We start from the raw sequence: 26252 nt of genomic DNA, 5'->3' as shown, positions 1-26252 counted from the left end.
CAGGGGACAGGCTATGAAAGACATTCTGGTTGAACTCGAAGAGCGCCGCGGCACTGCCCGGCTCGGTGGGGGGCAAAAGCGCATCGACGCTCAGCATGGCCGGGGCAAGCTGACTGCGCGCGAGCGGGTCGACCTGCTGCTGGATGAAGGCAGCTTTGAAGAGTTCGACATGTTCGTCACGCACCGGTGCACAGAATTCGGTATGCAAAGCCAGAAACCTGCCGGCGACGGCGTCGTGGCCGGCTGGGGGACAATCAATGGCCGGCTGGTGTATGTTTTCAGTCAGGATTTTACAGTCCTGGGTGGGTCTGTGTCAGAAACCCACGCGAAAAAGATCTGTAAGATCATGGATATGGCAGTCCAGAACGGCGCGCCGATTATTGGAATAAACGATTCCGGTGGTGCACGTATCCAGGAAGGTGTCGATTCCCTGGCCGGTTATGGAGAGATCTTCCAGCGCAATATTACGGCTTCCGGTGTGGTTCCCCAGATCAGCGTGATCATGGGCCCCTGTGCAGGTGGGGCGGTCTATTCGCCTGCCATGACAGACTTCATCTTTATGGTGAAAGACAGCTCTTACATGTTCGTGACAGGCCCGGATGTGGTGAAAACCGTCACAAACGAACAGGTTACCGCCGAGGAGCTTGGTGGCGCGGGCACCCACACCAAAAAGTCCTCGGTCGCTGATGCGGCTTTTGAAAATGATGTGGAGGCCCTGGCAGAGGTGCGCCGGCTGGTTGATTTCCTGCCTTCCAACAACCGCGAAAAGCCGCCGGTTCGCCCGTTCTTTGATCAGCCGGACCGGATTGAGCCCTCGCTGGACACGCTTGTGCCGGAAAATCCGAATACGCCCTACGACATGAAAGAACTCATTCTCAAGCTTGCGGATGAGGGAGACTTTTACGAAATCCAGGAAGAGTTCGCCAAGAACATCGTCACGGGTTTTGTGCGCCTTGAAGGCCGGACTGTCGGCGTTGTTGCAAACCAACCGATGGTGCTTGCAGGCTGCCTGGATATCGACAGTTCCAGAAAAGCCGCCCGCTTTGTTCGGTTCTGCGATGCTTTCGAAATTCCGATCCTGACGCTGATTGATGTCCCTGGCTTTCTGCCTGGTACCAGTCAGGAATACGGCGGCGTGATCAAACACGGTGCCAAATTGCTGTACGCTTATGGCGAGGCGACTGTGCCGATGGTGACGGTGATTACCCGCAAAGCCTATGGCGGTGCCTATGTTGTGATGTCATCCAAACATCTGCGGTCCGATTTCAACTATGCCTGGCCAACCGCAGAGATTGCTGTGATGGGCGCAAAAGGGGCGACGGAAATCATTCATCGCTCTGATCTTGGTGATGCGGAAAAAACCGCAAAACACACTGCGGACTATGAAGAGCGTTTCGCCAACCCGTTTGTCGCTGCGGAACGTGGTTTTGTGGATGAGGTGATCATGCCGCGTACCACAAGGAAACGGATCGCCCGGGCTTTTGCATCTTTGCGCAACAAGCAGACGCATCTGCCCTGGAAAAAGCACGACAACATCCCGCTGTGACGGAATTTCACAACATATCTGATGCACCGGAGCATGTCGCGCCGTTTTCACACGCGGTTGAGGCAGATGGCTGGGTCTTTCTGACTGGCCAGATGCCGACCGTGCCCGGATCCCCCGATGCGCCGCTGGCAGATGGCGTGGCAGCCCAGACGCGGCAGGTCATGCACAATCTGGAAACGGTTCTGAAGGGGCTTGGGCTGGACCTGAGCGACGTTGTGCAATGCCGTTGCTACCTGACCGCATTCGAGCGTGACTATGCCGCGTTCAATGAGGCCTATAAAAGCTTTTTCCCGGCTGACAGGCTTCCGGCACGCACAACCGTGGGGGTAACAGCGCTGGCCGTCGGTGCGCTGGTAGAGATCGACTGCGTCGCCCGGAGACGGCTGGTATGATACGGCTGTGGAAAAACCAGGCGTTCACTATTGCCCACGCCGATGATGGTCGGTTTGAAGGTGCCGGACTGCGCCCGTTTTTCGAGTATCGCAGGCTGGGTATCAGTGAGGCAACAAAAGGTGCCTACGGCGCGCATGTCATCCGCGCTGTTCCGGGCATGGAAAGCCCCGCGTCCTGGCACAGTCACGATCTGGACTTCCAGATGGTTTATGTCACCCGTGGCTGGGTTGTTTTTGAATATGAGGACACAGGCGAACACCTGCTGCGGGAAGGTTCCTGTGTGTTGCAGCCGCCCGGGATCCGGCATCGCGAAGTCCGCCATTCGGATGACCTCGAACTGCTGGAAGTGGTTTCGCCTGCCGTGTTTGAAACGCATGACGAGGCAGCACCATGAGCCTTGTGCGTCCGATACAGGCCGTGGGTGCTGTCGGCGGACTGGAGACCGCCAGCGATGCCCCTTCCGGCCAGCCCGTAGAACTCTTTGAAGTGCTGATTGATGACGTGGGTGGAGAAGCCTGGCTGCGCTTTCGGTTTCACGCCCCTCAGATCGCCCGCAACGGCGGTTCTGTGTCCTTTGCGGCCGCCGAGGGGGATTTTGAGTATCTTTGCACACATGTGGCTCTGCCATATGCCACAGAGCACAGTCTGGTTGCGGATGTCGTTTCGATCTCGCTGCTCGATCAGCGGGTGGCCTTTGGTGCGGCAGACGAAAGTGTAACCCAGTTTGTTGATGCGTTCCGGGTGACGTCCGGCGCCTGTATCTGGGAGGAACCGTGGTGATTTTGCGTAATTTTCTGATGAATGCGCGGTCTTTCGCCGGATTTGAGTCTTTCAGGCCACAAACCGGCCTGGATATCCGGCCTGCGTATCAATTGTCTCCGGGTTGCGCTAACCTTTTGAGCGGACACACTCTGGAGGTGTCTTTATCAGAATGCTGTTCACGCCGGGGCACACCGGTGGTGCGGCAGAGCAAAAACGACAGGAGACAGAGATGTCGAAGAGCATCAGAATACTGGCAGTACTCTGTGCCGCTGCATTCGTCGCAGCATGCGCGCAGGAAGAAGAAGAATTCGTTGTGGTGGACCCTGAGCCCATCTCGACCGAGCCTGAGTACACCGGCAAATACAAGTAATCTGTGTCCAGGGCAGGCGTTCGCGCCTGTCCTGACCACGCGGCAGCGGGGCGGAGTGCCGTCATGCTGAAACACCGTGGGTTTCCCGGCCGCCTTGCAGGTACGGACTATCAGTTCACTCTGAGACGCTTTAACCCGCGCGGTGTCACGCCGCTCGTGTCAAGGGAACGGTTCCGCGATCGCAAACCAGCAGACCGGCGTGCTGATGCGGCATTTTTCCAGGCCTTATGGGAATATTTTGGTGATCAGCCCTTTGAGCGGGGAAACCTGGACGCGGGACGGCTGTCATGGTTTTTCGGGCGCGAGGTCGTTCCTGCAGAAGACCCGTTTGATCCGGAAAGCTACGAAGCCCTGCTGGTCATCAACGTGCCTCTCGCTCGGGCCTCTTTTCCGGAAGTTTTCGGGGAGGGATCGGCATGATTTTGCCACCCGGAGGACCCGATGGGCGGGACATGGCTTATTGCGGGGGGCAATTGCCAAACCGCTTGAGTGATTCAACTTACACGCGTATTGCTGAATTATCGGCTGCACGCGCGTATCCCCGCAGCGCGGTCGTGTACAAACTTCGTACCCCTTCCCCTGGCGGGCAGTACAGCGCTAAGCGCTGCGTACTGCCCGCCTTTTTCTTGAACGGGGCGGGGGATCACGATCCCGTGTTGCGGGAACCCGATGAGCGCTCCGGCGTTTCTCTGTCGGAGCCAGAGAGAAAAGGAGCACCATCATGCCCATCAGAGCATTCATTCTATCCATTGCTGCCTGTGCCTCACTTGCGGCCTGCGGTCAGACAGTCGGTGACCAGGCCATCGGTGGCGGTGCCATCGGGGCTGGTACGGCGATCATCACCGGCCACAGCGCCCTGCAGGGCGCCGCAATCGGTGCGGCGGGCAACATCGCATACTGCCAGCTTAACCCGGGCAAGTGTAACTGAGTTTCCAGCACCGCTGACGACGTTCTTGTTCAGACCGCGCATGCATCCCGTGCGCGGTCTTTCTGTGTCCCCTGTCCGGACACCTCTGAAACCATCTGCTCAATCGAAAAGGGACATCTGATGTTCAAAAAGATCCTGATTGCCAACCGGGGCGAAATCGCCTGCCGTGTTATCAAAACCGCCCGCAAGATGGGCATCACAACGGTTGCAGTCTACTCCGACGCCGACAAGCAGGCGCTGCACGTGCAGATGGCGGATGAGGCGGTGCACATCGGACCGCCGCAGGCGAACCAGTCCTATATCGTGATCGACAGGGTCATGCAGGCTGTCAGGGACAGTGGTGCCGAGGCTGTGCATCCGGGCTATGGTTTCCTGTCAGAGAATGCGAAATTTGCGGAAGCACTGGATGCGGCAGGCGTCGCATTTGTCGGGCCACCCAAGGGCGCCATCGAAAAGATGGGGGACAAGATCACCTCCAAGAAAATCGCGCAGGAAGCGGGTGTGTCGACGGTGCCGGGATACATGGGTCTGATCGGAGATGCAGACGAAGCTGTAAAGATCTCGACCGAGATCGGGTACCCTGTGATGCTCAAGGCCTCTGCCGGTGGTGGCGGCAAGGGGATGCGGATCGCATGGAATGACGAAGAGGCGCGCGAAGGGTTCCAGTCATCCAAAAACGAAGCGGCGAACTCCTTTGGCGATGACCGGATCTTTATTGAAAAATTTGTGACCCAGCCGCGCCACATCGAAATCCAGGTACTTTGCGACGCGCATGGCAACGGGATTTATCTGGGTGAGCGGGAGTGTTCGATCCAGCGGCGCAACCAGAAAGTCGTCGAAGAGGCCCCGAGCCCGTTCCTGGATGAGGCGACCCGCAAAGCAATGGGTGAGCAGGCCGTGGCGCTGGCCCAGGCCGTTGGCTATACGTCTGCCGGTACGGTCGAGTTTATCGTAGATGGTGACAAGAACTTCTATTTCCTGGAAATGAACACGCGTCTTCAGGTCGAACACCCCGTCACCGAACTGATCACCGGTGTGGATCTGGTTGAACAGATGATCCGTGTGGCCAATGGTGAAAAACTCTCGATCAGCCAGAAGGACGTTACGCTGACCGGCTGGGCCATCGAAAACCGTCTCTATGCCGAGGACCCGTATCGCGGTTTTCTGCCATCAATTGGCCGTCTGACACGCTACCGCCCGCCGTCCGAGGTTGCAGCAGGCCCGCTGCTGGAGCAGGGCACGTGGCAGGGGGATGCGCCTGCCGGTGATATGGCCGTGCGCAACGATACCGGCGTCTATGAGGGCGGTGAGATCAGCATGTATTACGACCCGATGATCGCCAAGCTTTGCACCTGGGCTCCGACCCGTGCCGAAGCCATCGAAAAGATGCGTGTGGCACTCGACAGTTTCGAGGTTGAGGGGATCGGACATAACCTGCCGTTCCTGTCGGCCGTTATGGACCACCCGAAATTCGTTTCGGGCGATATGACAACGGCCTTTATCGCCGAGGAATATCCCGACGGATTTGACGGGGTCGAACTGCCGGAGGGTGAGCTGCGCCGCATTGCGGCTGCCTGTGCTGCGATGCACCGCGTGGCCGAAGTGCGCCGTGCGCGGGTGTCTGGCCGCATGGACAACCACGAGCGCAAAGTGGGGGATGACTGGAACGTGCGCATCAGCGGGCAATCCTTTGACGTGGTCATTGATGCACAGGCGGACGGGTCGTCTGTATCGTTTGATGATGGCACAAAACAGCACGTTTCCGGGGCCTGGACCCCTGGCGATCAGCTGGCAGAGATGACAGTTGATGGTAGTCCGCTGGTGCTCAAAGTGGGTAAGATCAGTGGCGGTTTCCGGATCCGGACCCGTGGCGCGGATCTGAAAGTACATGTCCGCACACCGCGTCAGGCGGAACTGGCGCGCAAGATGCCGGAAAAACTGCCCCCCGATACGTCAAAAATGCTGCTGTGCCCGATGCCCGGTCTGGTGGTTTCCGTCAGTGTGGCCGTCGGTGATGAAGTGCAGGAAGGCCAGGCGCTCTGCACGATTGAGGCTATGAAAATGGAAAACATCCTGCGCGCGGAACGCAAAGGCGTGGTGTCCAAAATCAATGCCGGTGCCGGCGACAGCCTTGCAGTCGACGACGTGATCATGGAGTTCGAATAAGCCGGCCATGGCAGGTGCCCGCGTCATAAACCGGCCCTGGCATGCGGGTGCCGGATACTGCGCCGGTCGCTACCGGATGTCTTCTTTGTGCGCGCGTATTTCGCGCTGGCGCATCGGCATCTTGTCTATGCTGCGTGAGATTTCACGAACGTCCCAGGGAAAAGGTTTGCGCAGCTTTACGCCACCGTCTTTGCCGATAATGGCCAGCATAAACCCCCGGGGCCGCAGTTTGATGCGAATATCTGACCGTGCCGCAGGGTCGGTGTCTGTGATCACAACGACGTCACGCTCCCTCAGCGCCGACTCTCTGGCGCGCAGCAGGTCCATCTGTTCGATGAAGGCAGGGTCGTTTTCGGTCTCGGCAAATACAACCACAGGTCGGTTTTTCCACTTGAATTGGTTCAAATTGACCTCATCCATGGAAAAAAACAGCGGATTCTCTTCACTCTCACCATTGGCCACAGCGGGCTGGGTCAGTGCGAAAATACCTGTCAGAACAAGGGGTAATAGTGTTTTCATCAGTCCTCCTGCTGAACAGTATATAATCCTGCCCGTGCCGGATGCGATGGGCAAAACAAGCAAATTTCCCATTAAATCTGCTGCAAGGGTTTATCGGGTATGAATATTGCGATTCCGAATTACGCGCCGGTTCGGACGGCGATTGCAAAGCTGGCAAAATCGATCATGGACGTAATACTGCATCTGGGTGCACACCGCACCGCTGTAACAGGTTTTCAGGACTACCTGGTCCGCAACCGTGCGGCCCTTGGGCGGTCAGGCGTGGCGTTCTGGGTCGCGGGCCACCACGAATGCGAACTGCCAGCGGGTCTGGTGCCGCGCGACGGCGCCAAAAACATGACCCGACCGGGGAAACGTACGGCGGAAGTGGTCAGAAAGCGCCTGAGAGAAGCACAGGACACGGGCGCGGATAAACTGATCATCAGCGACGCGAACATGATGGGTCCTCTGGGCGAGAGCATTCGTGCAGAAGCACTGTACCCAAATGCAGGTACCCGTCTGTCACGCATTGCAGAATTACTGGACGGGAAGTTGACGGGGTTAATGATGTCCGTGCGGTGCCTTGATCCGTGGTGGTGTTCCGTGCTGGCAGCCGGTGTATCCCAGGGCAATGCGTTGCCCGGTCCGGACAGTTTGCGGCGTATCGCCGGTTCGGGACGCGGATGGCGGGATGTGATCCGCGAGATCGGTACCGCATTGCCCGGCGTGCCTCTCCGCGTGATGCCAATGGAGCAGTTCGCCGGACGATCCGATGCTGTCTTAAAAAAAGGCGCGGATATCGCATCACCGCCAGAATCGCAGCACCAATGGCTGAACCGTGCACCCACACTGCCAGAGTTGCGCCGTGCGATGCAGGACCGTGGAGAGAATACGGCGGGACTGCCGTTTGGTATGGGGCGCTGGAACCCCTTTGACAATGAACAGCACTCAGCACTGAGAGAACTGTATTCGGATGATAAAATGTGGCTGGCCGCGGGCGCAGACGGCCTGGCCACACTGACAGAGGACGACACCCGGACAAGAGCTGCAAAGACACAGCCGGTCGGGATGAGGATGGAAGGACACAGACATGAGCCCGAAAAAAGACCAGTGGCGGGGCCTCGCTGAAGCGGAGCTGCGCGGACGCCCCCTGCAGGATCTGACGTGGAAAACCCTCGAGGGGATCGACGTACAGCCTGTCTATACAGAGGAAGATATTGCGGACCTTGATCATCTGGGCGGGGTGCCAGGTGCGGCTCCCTATACCCGCGGCGTCAAGGCCACCATGTATGCCGGGCGTCCCTGGACGATCCGCCAGTATGCCGGTTTCTCAACCGCCGAGGAAAGCAACGCCTTTTACCGCCAGGCGCTGGCCAACGGTCAGCAGGGCGTTTCCGTAGCCTTTGATCTGGCCACGCACCGTGGCTATGACAGCGATCACGAACGTGTCGAGGGCGACGTGGGCAAGGCCGGCGTCGCGATTGACAGTATTGAGGACATGAAAATCCTCTTTGATGGCATCCCGCTGGACCGCGTGTCAGTTTCGATGACCATGAATGGTGCCGTGATCCCGATCCTCGCGAATTTCATTGTTGCGGGTGAGGAGCAGGGGCATGACCGCGCCGTTTTGTCGGGCACGATCCAGAACGATATTCTCAAGGAATTCATGGTGCGCAACACCTATGTTTATCCGCCGGAACCGTCGATGCGGATCATTGCTGATATCATCGAATATACCTCCAGCGAGATGCCGAAATTCAATTCCATCTCGATTTCCGGCTACCACATGCAGGAGGCTGGCGCGAACCTGGTGCAGGAGCTCGCCTTTACTCTGGCGGATGGGCGCGAGTACGTGCGCGCAGCCATTGAGCGCGGCATGGATGTGGACAAATTTGCAGGCCGGCTGAGCTTTTTCTTTGCCATCGGCATGAACTTTTTTATGGAAGCCGCCAAGCTGCGGGCTGCGCGGCTTCTGTGGAGCCGGATCATGTCAGAATTCAATCCGAAAAACCCCAAATCCTCGATGCTGCGGACGCACTGCCAGACCTCTGGCGTGTCGCTTCAGGAACAGGACCCCTATAACAACGTCGTCCGGACGGCCTATGAGGCGATGAGCGCGGTGCTGGGGGGAACGCAGTCACTGCATACAAATGCGCTGGATGAGGCAATCGCCCTGCCAACTGAGTTTTCGAGCCGGATTGCACGCAATACCCAGTTGATTTTGCAGGAGGAAACAGGGGTAACCAATGTTGTGGACCCGCTTGCCGGGTCTTACTACGTCGAGAAACTCACCGCCGATCTGGCCGAAGCTGCCTGGAAGCTTATCGAAGAGGTCGAGGAAATGGGAGGCATGACCAAAGCCGTTGCGTCCGGCATGCCAAAGCTGCGCATCGAAGAAGCCGCAGCGACCCGTCAGGCCAATATTGACAGGGGAACGGAAGTGATCGTCGGCGTGAACAAGTACCGCCGTGACAAGGAAGACCCGATCGATATCCTTGATATTGACAACGCCGCGGTCCGGCAAAGCCAGATCGCCCGGCTGGAACGGGTGCGTAGCGAGCGCGATGCGGATGCCTGTTCGGCTGCTTTGCAGGAACTGGAGCGCCGCGCAGCAAAAGGCGGGAACCTTCTGGAAGCCGCCGTCGCGGCAGCACGCGCACGCGCCACCGTGGGAGAAATCAGCATGGCTATGGAAAAAGTGTTCGGACGTCACCGGGCGGAAGTCAAAACGCTCGCCGGGGTATATGGTGCTGCCTATGAGGGCGACGCCGGTTTTGCGGCCATTCAGAAATCGGTTGAGGATTTTGCCGAAGAAGAGGGTCGTCGTCCGCGTATGCTGGTGGTGAAAATGGGGCAGGACGGGCACGACCGTGGTGCCAAGGTTATTGCAACCGCCTTTGCGGACATTGGATTTGATGTGGATGTGGGCCCGCTCTTTCAGACGCCGGATGAGGCGGCACAGGATGCCGTGGACAATGATGTGCATGTCATCGGCATCAGCAGCCAGGCGGCGGGTCACAAAACGCTGGCGCCTCAGCTGGTCAAAGCGCTCGATGCTGCAGGTGCGGGTGATATTCTTGTCATCTGCGGCGGCGTGATCCCGCAACAGGACTATCAGTTTCTCTATGACGCGGGGGTCAAAGCGATTTTCGGGCCAGGAACAAACATCCCCGAGGCGGCGCAGGACATTCTGAAGCTGATCCGCGAAACACGCACCTGAGGAGAACTGCAATGGTGCCTGACCATCTCGCGGTCTCTGGCGAGACACTGGAGGAGGCAACCGCTTTTGCTGAGGATGCCCTGGGTATCAGGATGCAGCCCGGCGGCGAACATGATGTGTTTTTCACGCACAATACGTTGCTGGGCCTGTGTGACGGGCTCTATCTTGAGGCAATTGCCATCAATCCGGCGGCTCCGTCGCCCGGACGGCCTCGGTGGTTCGATCTGGACACATTCAGCGGGCCTGCGCGTCTGACAAACTGGATATGCCGCACAGACGACATGGTGGCGGAACTGAAGGATCTGCCTGCCGGAATGGGCGATATCGTCCACCTCAGCCGCGGCGATCTGCGCTGGATGATGGCAGTTCCGGAAAGCGGACGACTGCCCTTTGACAATTGCGCACCGGCGCTGATCCAGTGGCAGACGGCCCGGCACCCGGCGCAAAGGCTGACCCCGTCCGGTGTCCGGCTGCGGCGGCTGACGGTGATGCATCCACAGGCCGATGACCTGCGCCTGATGCTGCAAAACTCCCTGGCAGATGACCGCATCGCGATAGAAACAGGCGCACAGGGGCTGTTGGCTGAATTTGACACGCCTGCCGGTGCGCGGGTGCTCGGCCAGTGATCCGGGCTGCGCGGCCTGAGGATGCAGAGGACATTGCCCGGCTGTGGAATACGATGATCCGGGACACGCTGAGCACCTTTACCACCGTGCAGAAGACAACTGCTGACATAAAAGAGCTGATTGCTGACCGGCCGGACGCTTTTCTGGTCGCAGAAAGTGGCGGTGCTTTTGCCGGTTTCATAACCTTTGGGCCGTTCCGCGCAGGCCCCGGTTATGCGGCGACAGCGGAGCACACCGTTCTGGTTACACCAGAGGCAGCAGGCTCGGGAGCGGCTGCCGGTTTGCTGCACGTGGCCGAAAAGGCCGCAGCCGCGCAGGGTGTGCATGTGATGGTCGCGGGCATCAGCGGCACAAACCGGCGTGCCATCGCCTTTCACCGTCGGCAAGGTTACACGGAACTTGGCAGAATGCCGCAGGTCGGGCGCAAATCAGAGCGCTGGCTGGATCTTGTGCTTATGCAGAAAATTCTCGGCGCGTCACGTTGACGGACTGACATACCTTTGCGCAGCAGATAAGATACTGTTATGTCGATCTGGTCCCGCATCACAGACGCGCTTTCCGCACTGACGGCCGGAGAAGGCCTGTCTGCCGTTTTTGATCGTCTGCGCAGCCCGCCCGAACGATCGGTCGCTTTTGCAATTGCTGTGATCGCCCTGGGCGCCAAGATGGCCAAGGCGGACGGGCATGTCACCCGGGATGAGGTAACCGCGTTTCGTGAAGTCTTTCACATCGCCGCGCGGGACGAGCAGGGGGCTGCAAAAGTGTTCAACCTGGCGCGGCAGGACGTTGCCGGGTACGAGGAATATGCCGCCCGGATCAGGGCCATGTTCAGCGCGGAACCCGATACCCTGCGCGACCTGTTGGAAGGTCTTTTTCACATTGCGATGGCTGATGGGTTTTATCATCCGAACGAGAATGCCTTTCTGGAACGGGTCACGGAGATTTTTGGCCTGCCAGACACCGAATTCAACGCGCTGCGTATGCGTTTTGTGCCGGACGCACCTTTGGACCCCTACACTGTTCTGGGCGTCAGCCCGGATATGCCTGTTGCCGGGATACGCAAAGCCTGGCGGCGTCTGGTCCGCGAGAACCACCCGGATGCCATGATCGCCCGCGGCGTGCCGGAAGAGGCCGTGCAACTGGCGCAGAAACGGATGGCAGACATCAATCTGGCATGGGAAGAAATCGCAGGTCGCAGCTGATGCGGTTTGCGACCTGGAACATCGAATGGTTCAACAACCTGTTTGATGAGGAAAACCGGCTTGTACGGGATGGTGCGTGGTCAGCACGGTACAAGGTGACGCGCGCAGATCAGGCAGATGCCCTGGCTCATGTTTTTCGAGCAATGAACGCCGATGCCGTGATGATCGTTGAAGCGCCGGACAGTGGACCGCGCCGGAGCACGGTTGCCGCGCTGGAAAATTTTGCCGCCCATTATGGCCTGCGTACGACACAAGCGGTGACCGGTTTCTCCAATGACACCCGTCAGGAGATCGCTCTGCTTTTTGACCCTGCGCAGCTGAACGCGCGGCATGTACCGCGCGCGGAAACTGACGAGGTGCCTCGCTTTGACGGGGTTTTCGGCATTGATCTCGATGTTGATGCAACGCGGGACAGCGTGCGCTTTTCGAAACCACCGCTGGAGCTGGATATCGAGACGCGTGGGGGAACAAAGCTGCATATGATCGGCGCGCATCTGAAGTCGAAGGCGCCCCATGGCGCGACCAGCGATGCAGACGTCATGCGTATTGCCATCGCGAACCGGCGCAAGCAGCTCGCACAGGCCATCTGGCTGCGCGCCCGGATCGATCAGGTGCTGGCCGATGCGCGACCGCTGATGGTGATGGGTGATCTGAACGATGGTCCGGGGCTGGATGAGTTTGAGGGGTTGTTTGGTCGTTCGTCGGTGGAGATTGTCCTTGGCGATACCGGGCCTGATGTCCTGTTCGACCCACATGCGTCACTGGCACTGTCCCGCAGACTGGGCGCGCGGCCAACAACATCAAGGTTCTGGATTCAAAAAGAAAAACGGTTTCTCCAGGCACTGCTTGACTACATTATGGTGTCAGAGGATCTGCGCAGCCGGGGTGCGGCCTGGCGCATCTGGCACCCACTGGATGATCCGGAATGCTGGACGGACACTGAACTTAGCGAGGCGCTGGTAACAGCTTCGGATCATTTTCCGGTAACTCTGGATATCGACATCTGAGATCGCGGAATCGTCTGTGATGCTGTATGATCGTGCCATGAGCCGCGTGATTTTCATAACCCTTGCCAGTGCACTCTGGGTGTCGCCTGCGCTGTCGCAGCAAGAAGACGCCCCGTCCCTTATGGAGCGCGGTATCCAGCAGTTTCTGGAAGGCCTGCTGCTGGAGGCAGAACCCGCTCTGGAAGGGTTCAGTGCCTTTATTCAGCAGATGGGGCCTGCGCTTGCCGACCTGATGGGTGAAATTGAGGACTGGTCTGCCTATGAAGCTCCGGAAGTTCTGGAAAATGGCGACATTATCATCCGTCGGAAACCGCGTGAGGCAGATGAACCGCAACCCGGAGCCGAGGGCGGCACGACAGCTCCGATTGATCTTTAGCGCTTGCGCCTGATCTCGACGCTGGCCTGGAGAGAGCCCGCCAGAGACATAAGCCGTGCCTCGGCAACCTCACCAAAGAGCGGGATCATATCGTTGGTAAGGCGCAGTTCAAGAACGCGTTTCTTGGGGTACCATTTCAGTGTTCCGCGTTCGGCGTCCTGCGTCATCCACAGCATCGCGCCAAAGCGCATTGCCTTGCCCAGGATCTCAGCCTCCAACTGGGTTTTTTCGTCGATCAGCTCGTAGAGTTCCTCAAAACGGGTGCCTTCCCGCTTGTTCGAATAGCGATGGAGCAGTGCGAGCCCCAGAAAAACCCGCTCAGAGTGTTTCAGCCCACCGAGGTTGGCACGCGTGGCGTTGTCAAAACAGGTCTCTGCGCGATAGTCCGGATGCGCACGCCAGCTGACGTCATGCAGCAGGCAGGCCGCTTTGATCAGGCGCCTGCGGGCATCGGGCACGTTCTTGAACAGCGGATGAATAAAAGCGTAGAGCGATTTGCCAAACCCGGGCATCCGTGCGTCTTTGGCCTCGGCAAACCGGCAGGCCTCTACCAGCGGGTCGCGGTCGCGCAGGCGCTGGGGCATCTGTTCATACAGCATCCCCTCGCGGATACCGTAGCTGGAAATCGCAATGTCTTTGGGCCGGAATGTCTGTACCAGGCGTTTGAGCACCTCGGCGGCCAGTGGCACGAGGTTCATCCGCGCAGAGGAAATGCCACAGGCCGAGCGCAGTTCAGACAGGTCAGCGTCGCGGATGAATTGCACCGTGTCCGAAACGCTCCGTGCTGTCATTCTGTATTCATGCAGCACGTGCAGCGGATATCCGCGCCGGTGCATGTCGATCCGGGCAATTGCACGCCATGATCCGCCTACCAGAAACAGCCGGTCGCGCTGGTCGCCCATCACGTCGCGCATATGCTCAAGGGTCGCACGGATGTGTTTATCACGGCCTTTTTTGCCGCCGGCGATGTCCTGCAGTTTCAGTGGGCCCAGATGCGATGTCATGCGGCGCCCGACGCGCCCGCCGGAAATCTCTGCAAGCTCCATTGAGGAGCCACCGATGTCACAGACCAGACCGTATGAGCCCGGCCAGCCCAGCAAAACACCCTGAGCAGAGAGCCTCGCTTCTTCCTCGCCATCGATTACCCAGATGCGCAGTCCCGTTTCGCGCAGAACATCCGCGCAGAAATCCGGTCCGTCCCGGGCGTCACGCACCGCTGCAGTGGCCACGACCGTCAGCGCCGGCAGGCCCATACCCTGCGCCAGATGCTGAAAACGGCGCAGTGCATTCAGCGCGCGCACCCGGCCTTCGGGGTTCAGCACCCCGGAATCGGACAAACCCGCCCCAAGGGCGCACATAATTTTTTCGTTGTAGAAATAAGCCGGTGAGCGTGCAGCGCCGTCAAACACCACCAGACGAACGGAGTTTGACCCCACGTCCACCACCCCGACGCGCGACAGCGCCCGGGCACCGGGATCCAGAAACAGCGGCCGTCCGAAAAGCCCTGCGTCCGGTTCCGTGCCATCCGTGAGGTCTGGCGCGCGTGTGTCTGGATCTTGAGTCATAAGGCTCCGCAGGTTCGGCTGTACCCTGGAAAAATTATCGCGCCGGGTCAATGCGGCGTTGGCGTCAGTCCCGGTAAAGCGGCTCAGTCCTCTGTGTGGGTCAGCTTGGGCACGTCAGAGGCACCGGCAGAGCCACGCCCGGAAAGAGAGGGGTTTTCCATGAAGAAACGGTGGCAGTTAAAGGCGAACGTGCCTTCTGGCAGCGGCGGACGGATAAATGTGCCGTCCGGGTTCATCACCCAGCTTTGCGCGACATCTGCCAGATTGGCCGCCATGATCTGCCCGACAATCTGCGCCTTGACCGTCGGGTTGTCGATTTCGACCAGTGTTTCAACGCGGCGGTTCAGGTTGCGCCCCATCCAGTCTGCCGAGGACATGAAGACACGCGCTTTTTTGTGGGGCAGACCGGAGCCATTCCCAAAACACACGATCCTGGAATGCTCAAGAAACCGCCCGACGATGGATTTGATCCGGATGTTTTCGCTGAGCCCTCGGATACCCGGCCGAAGACCGCAGATGCCACGGATCACAAGACTGATTTTCACGCCTGCCTGGGACGCTGCATAAAGCGCATCGATCACTTCGCTGTCGATAACGGAATTCATCTTGGCCCAGATCACTGCGGGTTTCCCCGCACGCGCATAATCAGCCTCCGCCGCAATCAGTTCCAGCAATTTTGTTTTCAGCGTAATCGGAGAGATCGCAAGGTTATCAAGCTGTTCCGGCTGGGCGTATCCGGACAGATAGTTGAACACTTTGGTTGCGTCCCGTCCCAGCCGGGTATCGCAGGTAAACAGCGAAAGATCCGTGTAAACCCGGGCCGTAATCGGATGATAGTTGCCCGTCCCGTAATGCGTATAAGTGACGAGCTGATTGCCCTCGCGCCGGACCACGGTTGAGATTTTCGCGTGGGTTTTCAGGTCGAGAAATCCATAGACCACATGGGCGCCAGCCCGCTCCAGGCGGCGCGACTGGCGGATGTTCGCGGCCTCGTCAAAGCGGGCTTTGAGCTCTACCAGGGCAGTGACAGATTTGCCGTCCTCTGCCGCCTCACAGAGCGCTTCCACGATCGGACTGTCCCGGGATGTGCGGTACAGCGTTTGCTTGATCGCCACCACCTTTGGATCGCGGGCGGCCTGCTGCAGAAAGCGCACGACCATGTCAAAGGTCTCGTAGGGGTGGTGCAGCAGCATGTCCTTGTTGCGGATCGCTGACAGCATATCCCCATCAAAATCGGTGACCCGCTCTGGCACACGCGGGGTGAAACTTGGCCACAGCAGGTCGGGGCGGCTGTCCAGAACCAGTTCGCTCAGGTCCGCAGAGCCAATCATCCCGTCAATTTCGATCACTTCCTCGGCGTCTACGCCCAGCTCCTCCATGATCACGGCTTTGAGCTTTTCCGGGGCTCCGGCGGAATGCGTCAGGCGGACCACTTCGCCGCGCCGGCGACGTTTGAGCGCAACCTCAAACTCGCGCACCAGGTCTTCGGCTTCCTCCTCAACTTCCAGATCGCTGTCGCGCAGGACGCGGAATTCGAAATGCGCCTTGAGCTGGTAGCCGGGGAAAAGCCCCTGAACATTCATCACAAGCAGCTCTTCCAGAGGCAGAAAGCGGTGATGTCCGTCCGGTGCGGGCAGGGAGACAAACCGGTCGATCTGCGCTGGAATTGGCAGCAGCGCCTGCAAAGGGCGTTTGTCCGATTTCCGTTCCAGTTGCAGGGCCAGAGCATATCCGGTGTTGGGTATGAACGGGAACGGATGCGCCGGATCAATCGCCAGGGGCGACAGAACCGCAAAGACCTGGGTCAGAAAAACATCTTCCAGATAAGTGCGGTCCTCGTCGGTCAGGTCGCCGCTGCGCAGAACAGAGATGTTCTGCTCTTCCATCTCAGTCAGCAGGGTCAGCAGAACCTTTTGCTGGGTCTCCATCAGGCTGCGGGCGTTCTGGTCAATCAGAACCAGTTGCTCGGCAGGTGTCAGACCGTCCGCGCCTGGCGTGGTATTGCCCGCGTGGGCCAGTTCGCGCAGGCCCGCCACGCGTACAGTGTAAAACTCATCAAGATTGTTGGCCGAGATCGACAGAAACCGCAGCCTCTCCAGCAACGGAACGCGGGTGTTCTCGGCCTCTTCGACCACGCGCCAGTTGAACCCCAGCCAGCTGAGTTCACGATTGAAAAACCGTGAGGGACCCGTGGGATCGACATCCTTGTCTTCTGCTGGATCAGGAAAGTCGGCTGTGAGAAAATCGGCGTGTGTCATGAGGGCCTTGTGGGTGCGAAATGTAACGGCACAGTGACAGATTTCAGCCCGAGGGACCACCTTTGTCCAGTATCGTGGCGGCGAGGCTGCGCGAGACGCCGCGCTTTTGAGCGAGCGACGCGGCATCGAGGGCAGCAACGATGTCGCGCGCGCTGGCAAATGACCGGTCAATGCGGCGCAAAAGGTATGTGATCAGCTCAGGCCTGGGTGTCAGCTGCCTGTCTGCAAAGAGTTTTGCCAGAACAGCGGCCAGCAGCGCATCATCGGGCGCATCAAGCTGGGCCGTTGGCGTGCCGGTCAGGCGGCTTGCCAGATCAGGCAGATCGATACCCCAGTGCGCAGGTGCGCCCTGGCCTGTCAGAAGCAGGCTGTTACCTTCTGCCAGAACAAGGTTGTGCAGGTGAAAGAGCGCGGTCTGGGCATCAGATTTCCCGGTGATGCTGTGCACGTCCTCCACGGCCACATGACCGCGGGCCAGCTCGGGCACCGGTGCGCTTTCCAGGTCTGCCGCGCTGATGACCCGCGCGCCGGACAGTCCCGCCCAGACCTGTGTAAGGTGGGTTTTGCCCGCGCCTTCAGGGCCTGAAAGCAAAAGCTTTCGGCCCGTCCAGTCGCGCCAGCCCTCGATCATGGCAATCGCGACCGCATTGGAGGGCGCCACGAGAAAGTCCGCGCGCCCCAGTGCGGGCACACCGGGCAGGTCAAATCCGAGCTGTTCGGCCATTTCAGGTGTCGTCCTGTCCGGATCTGCCGCGATAGAGCAATGAATTCTGATACTGTTCGACGCCGAACCGGGTGATAACACCCATTGAGGCCGCCACGGGGACTGCCACCAGCATGCCGACAAAACCAAACAGCGCACCAAAGACGGAAAGTGCAAAGATGAGCCAGACAGGGTGCAGACCCACAGAGCTGCCCACGAGCTTGGGGGTCAGTACATTGCCCTCGATCACCTGCCCGATCACAAATATTCCGGCCACCATGCCGATGCTGACCCAGTCACCCCAGAACTGGAAGAGCGCCAGCCCGATGGCCAGTGCGCCACCGATCAGCGCGCCGAGGTAGGGAATAAAGGTCACAAGTCCGGCGACAAAGCCCACGACAAGGCCAAACTGCAGACCGACAAGCATCAGCGCCACAGCGTAATACGTCCCAAGCACAAGACAGACTGTGCCCATGCCGCGGATAAATGCGGCGAGGGTCTGATCAATGTCGGATGCCAGACGTCGGATCACAGGCGCATGATCGCGGGGCAGCAGCTGATCGATGCGCGCAACCATACGGTCCCAGTCAAGGAGCAGGTACACAGATACAACCGGAACCACTACAATCAGGACCACAACATTCAGCAATGATGCAGCTGATGTGAGCGCAGTTTCCAGAAGCTGTGCGCCCCTGCTTTCAATCGTGGCACCAAGGCTGTTGATGGATTGCCGCAGCGTTGATCCGTCATCAAGCAGCGTAGGGAACCGTTCTGTCAGCCAGGCGGTAAAGGTTCTGGCAAACTCCGGCGCGACTTCAAACAGCTGCAGCGCCTGGCTCACCAGGGTTGGGATAATCAGCAGCGCCATCACGACAAATGCCAGTACCCCGATAACGGTGATCAGGGCGGTGGCCGCTACCCGGCTCAACCCCATCCGTTCCAGCCGGTCAGCCACCGGATCGAGGAAGTAGGCAATTGCGCCACCCAGTACAAACGGCAACAGGACATGCCCCAGAAACCACAGCACAATGAGAAACACTGCGCTGGCAACACTCCAGTAGATTACCTGATCGCGTGCAGGCAGGGCCATGTTCGTCTCCGGGTTGATGATCTGTTTCACATTGCGCAACCAGCGCTGTCTTTCAAGGGCCAGCGTCGAAAAAGCCTGAGCACGGGCAGGGAATGTCCGATTGCGGGGCCGGGCGGATTGGCATAGTCAGGAGCGGAGTTTTAAGATCAGAGGATCCTCCGAAATGCGCCTGACCCGCTACTTCCTGCCCGTGCTGCGCGAAAACCCCGCCGAGGCACAGATCGTCAGTCACCGGCTGATGCTGCGTGCTGGTATGATCAAACAAAGCTCTGCAGGGATTTATTCGTGGCTCCCACTGGGCTTTCGGGTTCTGCGCAGGATCGAGAATATCGTTCACGAGGAACAGCAGCGCGCAGGGCACATTCCGATGCTGATGCCCACGCTGCAACCTGCGGATCTGTGGCGCGAAAGCGGACGGTACGACGCCTACGGCCCCGAGATGCTGCGCATCCGCGACCGGCAGGAGCGGGATATGCTCTATGGCCCCACGAATGAGGAGATGATCACCGACATCTTCCGCGCGCACGTTGGCAGCTACAAAGATCTGCCGCTGACGCTCTATCATATCCAGTGGAAATTCCGCGACGAGATGCGCCCGCGTTTCGGTGTTATGCGGGGCCGCGAATTTTACATGAAGGACGGGTACAATTTCGACCTGACCAAAGAGGATGCGCTGCATGCCTATAACCGCCATCTGGTAAGCTACCTGCGCACCTACGAGCGGATGGGTCTGCAGGCCATTCCGATGCGCGCCGACAGTGGCCCCATCGGCGGGGATGATACGCATGAATTCCTTGTCCTGGCGGAAACGGGCGAGTCGGAGGTTTTCTATGACAGCGCGGTGACCGATCTGACCTTTGGCGACCGCGAAATCAATTTTGACGATGTGGATCAGTGCCAGTCGATCATGCAGGAGTTCACCAACCTCTATGCGCGCACCGATGAAACCCACGACGAGGCCCTGTTCAATGCTATCCCCGAAGAGCGTCGCCGCACGGCGCGCGGCATCGAGGTTGGTCAGATTTTCTACTTCGGTACCAAATACTCCGAGGCGATGGGCGCGACGGTTCAGGGCCCTGATGGAAAGCCGACGCCTGTGCACATGGGCAGCCACGGCATCGGTGTCAGCCGTCTGCTGGGCGCAATCATCGAGGCCAGCCATGACGACAAGGGCATTATCTGGCCCGAAGGTGTGACGCCCTTCCATTGCGGTATCGTCAACCTCAGGCAAGGTGATGCGGAGGCGGACGGTGCCTGTGACGCGCTTTATGCCGCGCTCCGGGCGCTCGGGCTCGACCCGCTTTATGATGACCGGGATGAACGGGCAGGCGGCAAATTTGCGACCATGGACCTGATCGGCCTGCCCTGGCGGATCACGGTGGGTCCGCGCGGTCTGAAAAACGGTGTGGTCGAGCTGACCAGCCGACGCACCGGTGAAAGCGAAGAACTGCCGCCGGAAGATGCCGTGAAAAAGATCGCGGCCATTTACAGCGGGCACTGAACGTCTGGCGGGGATGCCGGGATTTTGGCCGCCGTTCGTGCCGTAGCTGCATCTGATGCTTTGCGCAGCCAGCGGTATCTGGTAGGATACCGCCGATGCCTCCTGGGGGAGAGCAGGAGCAGGATATGATCCTTCGCGCAGCCATTTTCGCGGTCAGCCTCAGCGGTGCACTGGGGGCGGCCCAGTTTCCCGCGTTTTCACAGCAGTATTTGCAGCGGCTCGGTGGCGCGGTTGACGCGCTGGATCAGGTCGTGGCCGATTTTGACGCCTCCGCTGCGGCTCTGGGGCTGACGCGGGATGCCGCACTGGCTCAGATGACCGGCTCTGCATTCCTTGACGCCAGGCGCGCGGACATGCAGCGCACTTTTGAGCGACACGCGGCGCTGAGCGCGGATCTTGTCGTGCTCAGCGGTCACGGCCCCTTCATGCGCGCCTATCACGCCGCCCGTCTGACGGATGCCGATGTGGCGCGCGGAGCCTGGTCTGCTTTCCGGCCGTCCCTGCCGCTGACGCCTGCGACGGCGCTCTTTGCCCTGGCGGGGTTTCTTGCCAGCTGGGCGGGCTTGCGCCTTGCGCTGATGCTGTTGCCAGGATGGTCGCGGCGTCCGGTGCAAACCTCTGCTTGACCCTGCCGGGTCAAAGCCCCACGTTGCGCGACAACACGCCCTGCAGGACACTCTATGGCACGCACCACTGCCCCTTTTGCCGCCTTTGAATGGATGATCGCCTGGCGTTACCTGCGCGCGCGCCGTGCCGAGGGCGGGGTCAGCACCATGACCTGGATCAGCCTGATCGGTATCACGCTCGCCGTTTTTGCCCTGATCGCGACGCTGGCGGTGCGCTCCGGTTTTCGTGCCGAGTTCGTCGGTACGATCCTCGGGGCCAACGCCCATGCGACCGTTTATTCTCTGGGCGAGGTGACGTCCGCAGGCAGGATCGACAGAACCATCAGCGATTACGAAGCCTTGGCGGATCGGCTGCGTGCTGTGCCGGGCGTGACACGGGCCGCGCCTTTGATCCGGGCGCAGGTGATGGGAGCGGGACAGGGCAGTAACGCGGGCATCGATCTGTACGGGATCAGTGCTGAAAACCTCAACACATTGCCGGGGATTGCAGATCCGGCGGTTGCCGTGGGCAGCCTGGCTGATTTTGAAAGCGGCATCGCGCTGGGGTCCGGTCTGGCCCGGCAACTGGGCGTCAGTGTCGGAGACCGTATCCGCCTGATTTCCCCTGACGGGGTCAAAACCGCCTTTGGAACATCGCCGCGGATCAATGCCTATGACGTGGTCTATGTCTTTTCGGCAGGGCGCTACGATATTGACAGGGTGCGCGCCTATCTGCCCTTCGCCGAAGCGCAGATTTTCTTTAATCGAGAAGGTCTGGCAGACGAAATTGAAGTGATGGTTGAAGATGCCGAGGCGATCGACACCTATTCCCCCGCGCTTCTTGAGGCCGCCGGTGTGCGCGCTCAGGTCTGGACGTGGCGCGATGCCTCGGGCGGTTTTCTGCGCGCGCTGGAGGTCGAGGACAATGTGATGTTCATCATCCTGTCGATCCTTGTGCTGATTGCGGCGATGAACATCGTCTCGGGGCTGATTATGCTGGTTAAAAATAAGGGACGCGACATCGGCATCCTGCGGACCATGGGCCTGACAGAGGGCTCGGTTCTGCGCATATTCTTTATCTGCGGTGCCTCTACCGGTGTGCTGGGCACGCTGATGGGGGTCATCCTGGGGTCACTCTTTGCCATCTGGATTGATCCGATTTTTTCGTTCGTGAATGTCCTGATGGGCGGCGGCGTCTGGGATCCGTCGATCCGCGGCATCTATGCGCTGCCCGCCGAGCTTCACCTGAGCGATGTGTTGTCTGCGGTTGTATTGTCTCTGGGGCTCTCTTTTGTGGTGACGATTTTCCCGGCGCGCAGAGCTGCGCGGATGAACCCGGTCGAGGCGCTGCGCTATGAGTGATCCGGTGCTGGAGCTTGAGGGGATTGCGCGCTCCTACAACAGCGGCAAACCGAATGAAGTCACCGTTCTGCGCGCCGTCGATCTGTCCGTTGCGGCGGGAGAGGTCGTGGCCCTCGTGGCCCCTTCGGGTGCGGGGAAATCGACGTTGCTGCACATTGCCGGCCTGCTCGACACAGCAGACAGCGGGACCGTACGGATTGGTGGCGCGACCATGACGGGCCTGGGCGATGCGGGCCGTACGGCTGTCCGGCGCGCGGATGTCGGGTTTATCTACCAGTTTCACCACCTGTTGCCGGAATTCACGGCGCTGGAAAACATCGTTCTGCCACAGCTCGCCAATGCGACGCCGCGCGCCGACGCGGAGGCGCGGGCCATGTCCTTGCTGGAAACTGTTGGAATCTCCGGGCGGGCTGCTCACCGGCCTGCAGCTTTGTCGGGGGGCGAACAGCAGAGGGTCGCCTTTTGCCGCGCTCTGGCCAACGAGCCCGCGCTTTTACTCGCGGATGAGCCGACGGGAAACCTGGACCCGGCCACCTCTGACCAGGTGTTCGAAGCGCTGATGATTCTGGTGCGCAGCACGGGTCTCGCGGCCGTGATTGCCACGCATAACCTGGAGCTTGCCGCCCGCATGGACCGGCAGATCAGGCTGGAAAACGGGCATCTTGTCCCAATGGCCTCCGGGTGATCCGGATACTTGACGCAAGCACCCCTTACGATCAACCTGCGCCCCGGGAAAGGGAGTGAATTATGCCTGTAGTCGATGTTGCGACAATTGAATCCGTTACCGCCGAGGCGCTGCGCAGCCATGGGGCTGAGCCCTTTGTCGCCTCCGAGGTGGCACGGGCCGTGGCCGAGGCCGAGGCCCATGGGAACCGCATCTGCGGGCTTTATTATGTGGAAAGCTATTGCGAGCAACTGCAGAGCGGCAGGGTGCGGGGCAAGGCTGTGCCGGTTGTCACGACGCCGCGTCCGGCGACCATTCATGTGGATGCCGGTTTTGGATTTGCGCAGCCTGCTTTTTCCCACGGTATCGTGCCGGCGCTGGACGCCGCGCGTCAGTTTGGCACCGCGACACTGGCCGTCGGACATGCACACACCTGCACATCGCTTGGTTTTTTCACCGGGCAGATCGCTCGGGCCGGCATGATCGGGATCGGTTTTACCAATGCCTCTCCGATTGTGGCCCCGCCCGGGGGGCGTTCCCGTGTGATCGGAACGAACCCGATTGCCTTTTCCGTCCCGGACGGAGAGGGCGGTCTGGCAATGCATTTTGACCAGTCGACAACAACTGTCGCCCTGGGGAAGATCACTATGGCGAAGGCAACAGGGAAATCCATTCCCGAAGGCTGGGCGCTCAATGCCCGGGGCGAACCGACAACAGACCCGGAGGAGGCGCTGCAGGGCTCGCTGGTGTCTGTCGGCGGCTACAAAGGCTGGGGTTTCGGCCTCATGGCAGAGATCCTTGCCGCGGGCATGACGGGCTCGGTTCTGTCGCGTAACGTCAAACCGCTCAAGGCGCGGGACGGATCACCACACGATCTGGGTCAGTTCTACATCCTGATGGATCCGGAGACCTCGCCTGACTTCGGTGCCCGCCTGTCAGTCCTGGCCGATGCCGTCAGCGCCGATGAGGGTGCGAGAATGCCGGGTCAGCATCGCAAGGGTCTGACCCGGGTTGATGTGGTCGACAAGGTTTGGGATCAGATCCGGGACCTTGCCCGGGGCCCTAAACCTTCTGAGTAACGAAAACCCCCGCTGCCATCAGGGCAATGCCGAGTGCCCGCGTCGGACCCAGCGGGGAGATACGCGCGCCGAAAAGGCCAAAGTGGTCGATGGCGGCGGCGCTGATCAACTGGCCCAGAAGCACGAAAAACACAGCGTTTCCAACGCCGAAAACCGGCGCAATCCAGGTAATGCTGAGCACATAGAAAGCAATCAGGACGCCTGCGAGCAGCAGGTGTTTCGGGGCCTGGGCGACTTTGGACAGCGCCTGGGGGCCCGTTGCGAGGGTCACGAGCGCGCAGGAGACAAGGGCCACCGTGAAAAGCACCGCCCCCGCCGCTGCGGGTGAGCCGATGCGCTGGCCCAGTGCGGCATTCAGTGCGGCCAGCATCGGAATTCCGATCCCCGCCAGTGTCATGATGATCGCAAATTGGGCCATGGCGGGTTCCTTTTAACCTGACTTTAATCTCAGCATGGCCTCCTGCCCGGGATGCAGCAAGACCGATTTCAGACGAACCGGCCCCTGAGGGGCATTCCGGTGGCATTGTCCGCTGCGCTGAGCCTTATGCTGGCTGCCTGCGGTCCCGGTGATCGTACCCTTGAGCGTCAGGGTGCAGCGCTTTATGCCGCCAATTGTGCGCTCTGCCATGGCGGCGATGCGCGCGGCGGCGGCGGTGCAGGCGTGCGCGGGCTTAGCAAAACGCCCGCGGATCTGACGGTGCTGGCGCGCAACGCGGGTGGAGCGTTCCCGGCCGAAGATGTTGTGATGCTGCTCGACAGCTATGCCACGGGCACACAGACCGGGCGGCGGATGACTCCGCTGACAGCGCTTGACGACACGCGGCGGCTCCGCGTCCCGGGCGTCAGCCGCGCGCCCCGTCCGCAGGCGGCGATTGTGGCCTGGCTGAAAACGGTGCAGCGCCCCTGATCAGCTGCAGATACCTTCGATTTCAACACCGTCCCAGGGCAGACCCACAGCCGTGACGCGGGACTGCTGAAGCGGCGCCACAGGCATCGCACCGGCGATCAGGGCATGCAGACGTGCGGTGCGGGGCGCGCCGGGATCCAGAGTGCGGCAACAGACAAACTCCTCGACAATCGCGCCCTGTTGCTCAAAACCAAAATCGCCAAAGCTGGTTTTGTTTTCCAGATCAAAGAGATAGGGGTCGCGCGCGCCATCATGTTCAAAGGCAGCGCGCAGAGGGGTATAGCCGGTCTCGCGTCTGTTCTGCCACTGCCAGACATGGGTCAGTTCGTGGGCCAGCAGCATCGCGGCGACGAGGCCCAGCCGGTCGGGATAGTCGGGCAGATAGTCATCCAGATACCAGTCACGGTCGAAAAAGATGCGGTTGTAAAAGGCAACGGCCGCGGGTTTCGACGTGACGACGGCCTCGGTCGGGGGCGGCAGGAGCCGCTCGCGGCAGGTGGTGCGGGGCCGCGGCACGCGCCGGAAGGTCACCGCGCGGGTGGGCGCGCCATGCACCAGGCGGACGCGGTCGGTGTCCAGCGCATCGCCGTGGATCGTGCGGGCAAAGGCGGTCTCCGTCTCGGTCAGCGGGCGGCCGCAGGCGGTCAGAACGATCAGACAGGCAATCACAAAACAACGCATGATCCATCTGTGCCGAAACAGTCGCTCGCGATCAAGCGGCCTGTGCCGCTGTCGTGCATTTTCCCGGAAGCCTGTCCGGATTGATCCGGATCAAGGCGGCGGCACAGCGGTTGTGCCAGACTGACACCATATCCATAAGGAGCTGATTATGAAGGGATTTACTTCATTTATCTGCGGCGCTCTCCTGCTTTGCGGGGCGGTCGCAGCGCAGGAGCCGGTGATCGGCGCAGAGATCTATGCGCGCCACTGTGCGACCTGCCACGGGGCTGAGGCGCGCGGCAATGGGCCGATGGCCCCCGCGCTGGTGCTGCAGCCGCCGGACCTGACGGGTCTCGCGGCGCGCCATGGCGGTGTGTTTCCGGCAGAGCGTGTGGTGATGCGCATCGACGGGCGCGACCCGCTGGTCAGTCACGGCTCGCCCATGCCGGTTTACGGCGCATTTTTTGAGGGCACGGATGTGATCCTCAAGGTGGAGACGGGCCAGCCGGTACTGACCTCGCAGCCGGTGGCGGACCTGCTGGAATATCTGCGCGCGCTGCAGGAGTAGCCCTGGCGATCTGTGACCGGAGCGTACGCGCAACGGGGCGGTCCCGGTCCGGGGCCCCGTCACAGAACTGAGCGTCTTTTGTTGGTTTTCAGCGGGTTGGGCACGTCAGTATCACGTCGGTATAACGTCGGTATTTTGTCGGTGCGCGCGTCGGTTCTGCGGGCTTTGGCGGTGTTTTTTAACCGCGTGGTGATAC

The 26252-nt window shown here is 60.1% G+C and carries 29 protein-coding genes; 22 read left to right on the top strand and 7 right to left on the bottom strand.

The window, feature by feature from the left end; all coding sequences use genetic code 11:
• The first annotated feature begins 13 nt into the window (after window positions 1–13).
• From Q1A34_RS06400 to Q1A34_RS06365, 8 genes are all read left to right on the top strand, one after another.
• Window positions 14–1546, top strand: a complete 1533-nt coding sequence (locus Q1A34_RS06400) for an acyl-CoA carboxylase subunit beta (RefSeq protein ID WP_300032150.1) — start codon at window positions 14–16, stop codon at window positions 1544–1546.
• Window positions 1543–1938 (top strand): RidA family protein, encoded by a 396-nt coding sequence (locus Q1A34_RS06395; protein ID WP_300032148.1) that lies wholly within the window; start codon window positions 1543–1545, stop codon window positions 1936–1938. The genes Q1A34_RS06400 and Q1A34_RS06395 overlap by 4 nt, the downstream gene beginning before the upstream one ends.
• A complete protein-coding gene (locus tag Q1A34_RS06390) occupies window positions 1935–2333 on the top strand; it encodes a cupin domain-containing protein (protein WP_300032146.1) in 399 nt (132 codons plus the stop codon). Before Q1A34_RS06395 ends, Q1A34_RS06390 begins: the two co-directional genes overlap by 4 nt.
• Window positions 2330–2719 carry a DUF6497 family protein gene (locus Q1A34_RS06385; protein WP_300032144.1) on the top strand — a complete coding sequence of 130 codons (390 nt, stop codon included), beginning with the start codon at window positions 2330–2332 and terminating at the stop codon, window positions 2717–2719. Before Q1A34_RS06390 ends, Q1A34_RS06385 begins: the two co-directional genes overlap by 4 nt.
• 211 nt (window positions 2720–2930) lie before the next feature.
• Window positions 2931–3071, top strand: coding sequence for a hypothetical protein (locus tag Q1A34_RS06380; protein WP_300032142.1), 141 nt, complete (start codon window positions 2931–2933; stop codon window positions 3069–3071).
• A gap of 63 nt (window positions 3072–3134) precedes the next feature.
• Window positions 3135–3491, top strand: coding sequence for a hypothetical protein (locus Q1A34_RS06375; RefSeq protein ID WP_300032141.1), 357 nt, complete (start codon window positions 3135–3137; stop codon window positions 3489–3491).
• Window positions 3492–3792: 301 nt separating this feature from the next.
• On the top strand, window positions 3793–3999 hold the full coding sequence (locus Q1A34_RS06370) for a hypothetical protein (RefSeq protein WP_300032140.1): 207 nt from the start codon (window positions 3793–3795) through the stop codon (window positions 3997–3999).
• A gap of 120 nt (window positions 4000–4119) precedes the next feature.
• Window positions 4120–6165 carry an acetyl/propionyl/methylcrotonyl-CoA carboxylase subunit alpha gene (locus Q1A34_RS06365; RefSeq protein ID WP_300032139.1) on the top strand — a complete coding sequence of 682 codons (2046 nt, stop codon included), beginning with the start codon at window positions 4120–4122 and terminating at the stop codon, window positions 6163–6165.
• 69 nt (window positions 6166–6234) lie between these two features.
• On the opposite strand, the gene Q1A34_RS06360 is transcribed toward Q1A34_RS06365, so the two are convergent.
• Window positions 6235–6684, bottom strand: coding sequence for a DUF4174 domain-containing protein (locus Q1A34_RS06360; protein ID WP_300032137.1), 450 nt, complete (start codon window positions 6682–6684; stop codon window positions 6235–6237).
• Between the two features lie 99 nt (window positions 6685–6783).
• On the opposite strand from Q1A34_RS06360, the gene Q1A34_RS06355 reads away from it, so the two are divergent.
• From Q1A34_RS06355 to Q1A34_RS06325, 7 genes are read left to right on the top strand one after another with little or no spacing between them, the layout of a single operon-like run.
• Window positions 6784–7791 (top strand): hypothetical protein, encoded by a 1008-nt coding sequence (locus Q1A34_RS06355; RefSeq protein ID WP_300032135.1) that lies wholly within the window; start codon window positions 6784–6786, stop codon window positions 7789–7791.
• Window positions 7754–9883, top strand: a complete 2130-nt coding sequence (gene scpA, locus Q1A34_RS06350) for a methylmalonyl-CoA mutase (protein WP_300032133.1) — start codon at window positions 7754–7756, stop codon at window positions 9881–9883. The genes Q1A34_RS06355 and scpA overlap by 38 nt, the downstream gene beginning before the upstream one ends.
• 11 nt (window positions 9884–9894) lie before the next feature.
• Window positions 9895–10509: a VOC family protein gene (locus Q1A34_RS06345; protein ID WP_300032132.1), complete on the top strand. Its 615-nt coding sequence runs from the start codon at window positions 9895–9897 to the stop codon at window positions 10507–10509.
• Window positions 10506–10994, top strand: coding sequence for a GNAT family N-acetyltransferase (locus Q1A34_RS06340; protein ID WP_300032131.1), 489 nt, complete (start codon window positions 10506–10508; stop codon window positions 10992–10994). The genes Q1A34_RS06345 and Q1A34_RS06340 overlap by 4 nt, the downstream gene beginning before the upstream one ends.
• 39 nt (window positions 10995–11033) lie before the next feature.
• Window positions 11034–11711, top strand: a complete 678-nt coding sequence (locus Q1A34_RS06335; RefSeq protein ID WP_300032130.1) for a molecular chaperone DjiA — start codon at window positions 11034–11036, stop codon at window positions 11709–11711.
• Window positions 11711–12718, top strand: a complete 1008-nt coding sequence (locus Q1A34_RS06330) for an endonuclease/exonuclease/phosphatase family protein (RefSeq protein ID WP_300032128.1) — start codon at window positions 11711–11713, stop codon at window positions 12716–12718. The genes Q1A34_RS06335 and Q1A34_RS06330 overlap by 1 nt, the downstream gene beginning before the upstream one ends.
• A gap of 37 nt (window positions 12719–12755) precedes the next feature.
• Window positions 12756–13094 carry a hypothetical protein gene (locus Q1A34_RS06325; RefSeq protein ID WP_300032126.1) on the top strand — a complete coding sequence of 113 codons (339 nt, stop codon included), beginning with the start codon at window positions 12756–12758 and terminating at the stop codon, window positions 13092–13094.
• Here the strand turns inward: Q1A34_RS06325 and Q1A34_RS06320 are convergent.
• The 4 genes from Q1A34_RS06320 to Q1A34_RS06305 all read right to left on the bottom strand — a co-directional run bounded on the left by Q1A34_RS06320 (window position 13091) and on the right by Q1A34_RS06305 (window position 18710).
• Window positions 13091–14659 (bottom strand): Ppx/GppA family phosphatase, encoded by a 1569-nt coding sequence (locus Q1A34_RS06320; protein ID WP_300032124.1) that lies wholly within the window; start codon window positions 14657–14659, stop codon window positions 13091–13093. The genes Q1A34_RS06325 and Q1A34_RS06320 overlap by 4 nt on opposite strands.
• 83 nt (window positions 14660–14742) lie before the next feature.
• A complete protein-coding gene (locus Q1A34_RS06315; protein WP_300032122.1) occupies window positions 14743–16917 on the bottom strand; it encodes an RNA degradosome polyphosphate kinase in 2175 nt (724 codons plus the stop codon).
• 43 nt (window positions 16918–16960) lie between these two features.
• Complete coding sequence (locus Q1A34_RS06310) at window positions 16961–17641, bottom strand: DnaA/Hda family protein (protein ID WP_300032120.1); 681 nt, start codon at window positions 17639–17641, stop codon at window positions 16961–16963.
• 1 nt (window position 17642) lies between these two features.
• On the bottom strand, window positions 17643–18710 hold the full coding sequence (locus Q1A34_RS06305) for an AI-2E family transporter (protein ID WP_300032367.1): 1068 nt from the start codon (window positions 18708–18710) through the stop codon (window positions 17643–17645).
• A 163-nt stretch (window positions 18711–18873) separates the two neighbouring features.
• On the opposite strand from Q1A34_RS06305, the gene proS reads away from it, so the two are divergent.
• The 5 genes from proS (at window position 18874) to Q1A34_RS06280 (ending at window position 23921) form a co-directional block, all read left to right on the top strand.
• Window positions 18874–20211, top strand: a complete 1338-nt coding sequence (gene proS, locus Q1A34_RS06300; RefSeq protein WP_300032118.1) for a proline--tRNA ligase — start codon at window positions 18874–18876, stop codon at window positions 20209–20211.
• Between the two features lie 125 nt (window positions 20212–20336).
• Window positions 20337–20837, top strand: a complete 501-nt coding sequence (locus Q1A34_RS06295) for a DUF2937 family protein (protein ID WP_300032116.1) — start codon at window positions 20337–20339, stop codon at window positions 20835–20837.
• Between the two features lie 54 nt (window positions 20838–20891).
• Window positions 20892–22178 carry a lipoprotein-releasing ABC transporter permease subunit gene (locus Q1A34_RS06290; RefSeq protein ID WP_300032114.1) on the top strand — a complete coding sequence of 429 codons (1287 nt, stop codon included), beginning with the start codon at window positions 20892–20894 and terminating at the stop codon, window positions 22176–22178.
• Window positions 22171–22863, top strand: coding sequence for an ABC transporter ATP-binding protein (locus tag Q1A34_RS06285; RefSeq protein ID WP_300032112.1), 693 nt, complete (start codon window positions 22171–22173; stop codon window positions 22861–22863). The genes Q1A34_RS06290 and Q1A34_RS06285 overlap by 8 nt, the downstream gene beginning before the upstream one ends.
• Before the next feature lie 62 nt (window positions 22864–22925).
• Window positions 22926–23921 (top strand): Ldh family oxidoreductase, encoded by a 996-nt coding sequence (locus Q1A34_RS06280; protein ID WP_300032110.1) that lies wholly within the window; start codon window positions 22926–22928, stop codon window positions 23919–23921.
• Here Q1A34_RS06280 and Q1A34_RS06275 read toward each other — a convergent pair.
• Window positions 23905–24339 (bottom strand): DMT family transporter, encoded by a 435-nt coding sequence (locus Q1A34_RS06275; protein WP_300032108.1) that lies wholly within the window; start codon window positions 24337–24339, stop codon window positions 23905–23907. The two genes, Q1A34_RS06280 and Q1A34_RS06275, sit on opposite strands and share 17 nt — an antisense overlap.
• Before the next feature lie 99 nt (window positions 24340–24438).
• Here Q1A34_RS06275 and Q1A34_RS06270 point away from each other — a divergent pair, with 99 nt between their 5' ends.
• A complete protein-coding gene (locus Q1A34_RS06270) occupies window positions 24439–24828 on the top strand; it encodes a c-type cytochrome (RefSeq protein ID WP_300032106.1) in 390 nt (129 codons plus the stop codon).
• Here the strand turns inward: Q1A34_RS06270 and Q1A34_RS06265 are convergent, their stop codons facing one another.
• Window positions 24829–25509 carry a hypothetical protein gene (locus Q1A34_RS06265; protein WP_300032104.1) on the bottom strand — a complete coding sequence of 227 codons (681 nt, stop codon included), beginning with the start codon at window positions 25507–25509 and terminating at the stop codon, window positions 24829–24831.
• A 148-nt stretch (window positions 25510–25657) separates the two neighbouring features.
• Between Q1A34_RS06265 and Q1A34_RS06260 the strand changes: the two genes are divergently transcribed.
• Window positions 25658–26056 carry a cytochrome c gene (locus tag Q1A34_RS06260; RefSeq protein WP_300032102.1) on the top strand — a complete coding sequence of 133 codons (399 nt, stop codon included), beginning with the start codon at window positions 25658–25660 and terminating at the stop codon, window positions 26054–26056.
• Window positions 26057–26252: the final 196 nt, after the last annotated feature.

Origin of the sequence: uncultured Roseobacter sp., assembly GCF_947491795.1 — a bacterium.
Classification (GTDB): Bacteria; Pseudomonadota; Alphaproteobacteria; order Rhodobacterales; family Rhodobacteraceae; genus Roseobacter.
This window is presented reverse-complemented; position numbering and strand designations above follow the sequence as displayed.

What these genes read in the sequence shown, in the direction of transcription:
- Q1A34_RS06400 (WP_300032150.1), top strand. Translation starts at nt 14, where the DNA reads ATGAAAGACATTCTGGTTGAACTCGAAGAGCGCCGCGGCACTGCCCGG.
- Q1A34_RS06390 (WP_300032146.1), top strand. Translation starts at nt 1,935, where the DNA reads ATGATACGGCTGTGGAAAAACCAGGCGTTCACTATTGCCCACGCCGAT.
- Q1A34_RS06385 (WP_300032144.1), top strand. Translation starts at nt 2,330, where the DNA reads ATGAGCCTTGTGCGTCCGATACAGGCCGTGGGTGCTGTCGGCGGACTG.
- Q1A34_RS06380 (WP_300032142.1), top strand. Translation starts at nt 2,931, where the DNA reads ATGTCGAAGAGCATCAGAATACTGGCAGTACTCTGTGCCGCTGCATTC.
- Q1A34_RS06375 (WP_300032141.1), top strand. Translation starts at nt 3,135, where the DNA reads ATGCTGAAACACCGTGGGTTTCCCGGCCGCCTTGCAGGTACGGACTAT.
- Q1A34_RS06370 (WP_300032140.1), top strand. Translation starts at nt 3,793, where the DNA reads ATGCCCATCAGAGCATTCATTCTATCCATTGCTGCCTGTGCCTCACTT.
- Q1A34_RS06365 (WP_300032139.1), top strand. Translation starts at nt 4,120, where the DNA reads ATGTTCAAAAAGATCCTGATTGCCAACCGGGGCGAAATCGCCTGCCGT.
- Q1A34_RS06360 (WP_300032137.1), bottom strand. Translation starts at nt 6,684, where the DNA reads ATGAAAACACTATTACCCCTTGTTCTGACAGGTATTTTCGCACTGACC.
- Q1A34_RS06355 (WP_300032135.1), top strand. Translation starts at nt 6,784, where the DNA reads ATGAATATTGCGATTCCGAATTACGCGCCGGTTCGGACGGCGATTGCA.
- scpA (WP_300032133.1), top strand. Translation starts at nt 7,754, where the DNA reads ATGAGCCCGAAAAAAGACCAGTGGCGGGGCCTCGCTGAAGCGGAGCTG.
- Q1A34_RS06345 (WP_300032132.1), top strand. Translation starts at nt 9,895, where the DNA reads ATGGTGCCTGACCATCTCGCGGTCTCTGGCGAGACACTGGAGGAGGCA.
- Q1A34_RS06335 (WP_300032130.1), top strand. Translation starts at nt 11,034, where the DNA reads ATGTCGATCTGGTCCCGCATCACAGACGCGCTTTCCGCACTGACGGCC.
- Q1A34_RS06330 (WP_300032128.1), top strand. Translation starts at nt 11,711, where the DNA reads ATGCGGTTTGCGACCTGGAACATCGAATGGTTCAACAACCTGTTTGAT.
- Q1A34_RS06325 (WP_300032126.1), top strand. Translation starts at nt 12,756, where the DNA reads ATGAGCCGCGTGATTTTCATAACCCTTGCCAGTGCACTCTGGGTGTCG.
- Q1A34_RS06320 (WP_300032124.1), bottom strand. Translation starts at nt 14,659, where the DNA reads ATGACTCAAGATCCAGACACACGCGCGCCAGACCTCACGGATGGCACG.
- Q1A34_RS06315 (WP_300032122.1), bottom strand. Translation starts at nt 16,917, where the DNA reads ATGACACACGCCGATTTTCTCACAGCCGACTTTCCTGATCCAGCAGAA.
- Q1A34_RS06310 (WP_300032120.1), bottom strand. Translation starts at nt 17,641, where the DNA reads ATGGCCGAACAGCTCGGATTTGACCTGCCCGGTGTGCCCGCACTGGGG.
- Q1A34_RS06305 (WP_300032367.1), bottom strand. Translation starts at nt 18,710, where the DNA reads ATGGCCCTGCCTGCACGCGATCAGGTAATCTACTGGAGTGTTGCCAGC.
- proS (WP_300032118.1), top strand. Translation starts at nt 18,874, where the DNA reads ATGCGCCTGACCCGCTACTTCCTGCCCGTGCTGCGCGAAAACCCCGCC.
- Q1A34_RS06295 (WP_300032116.1), top strand. Translation starts at nt 20,337, where the DNA reads ATGATCCTTCGCGCAGCCATTTTCGCGGTCAGCCTCAGCGGTGCACTG.
- Q1A34_RS06290 (WP_300032114.1), top strand. Translation starts at nt 20,892, where the DNA reads ATGGCACGCACCACTGCCCCTTTTGCCGCCTTTGAATGGATGATCGCC.
- Q1A34_RS06285 (WP_300032112.1), top strand. Translation starts at nt 22,171, where the DNA reads ATGAGTGATCCGGTGCTGGAGCTTGAGGGGATTGCGCGCTCCTACAAC.
- Q1A34_RS06280 (WP_300032110.1), top strand. Translation starts at nt 22,926, where the DNA reads ATGCCTGTAGTCGATGTTGCGACAATTGAATCCGTTACCGCCGAGGCG.
- Q1A34_RS06275 (WP_300032108.1), bottom strand. Translation starts at nt 24,339, where the DNA reads ATGGCCCAATTTGCGATCATCATGACACTGGCGGGGATCGGAATTCCG.
- Q1A34_RS06265 (WP_300032104.1), bottom strand. Translation starts at nt 25,509, where the DNA reads ATGCGTTGTTTTGTGATTGCCTGTCTGATCGTTCTGACCGCCTGCGGC.
- Q1A34_RS06260 (WP_300032102.1), top strand. Translation starts at nt 25,658, where the DNA reads ATGAAGGGATTTACTTCATTTATCTGCGGCGCTCTCCTGCTTTGCGGG.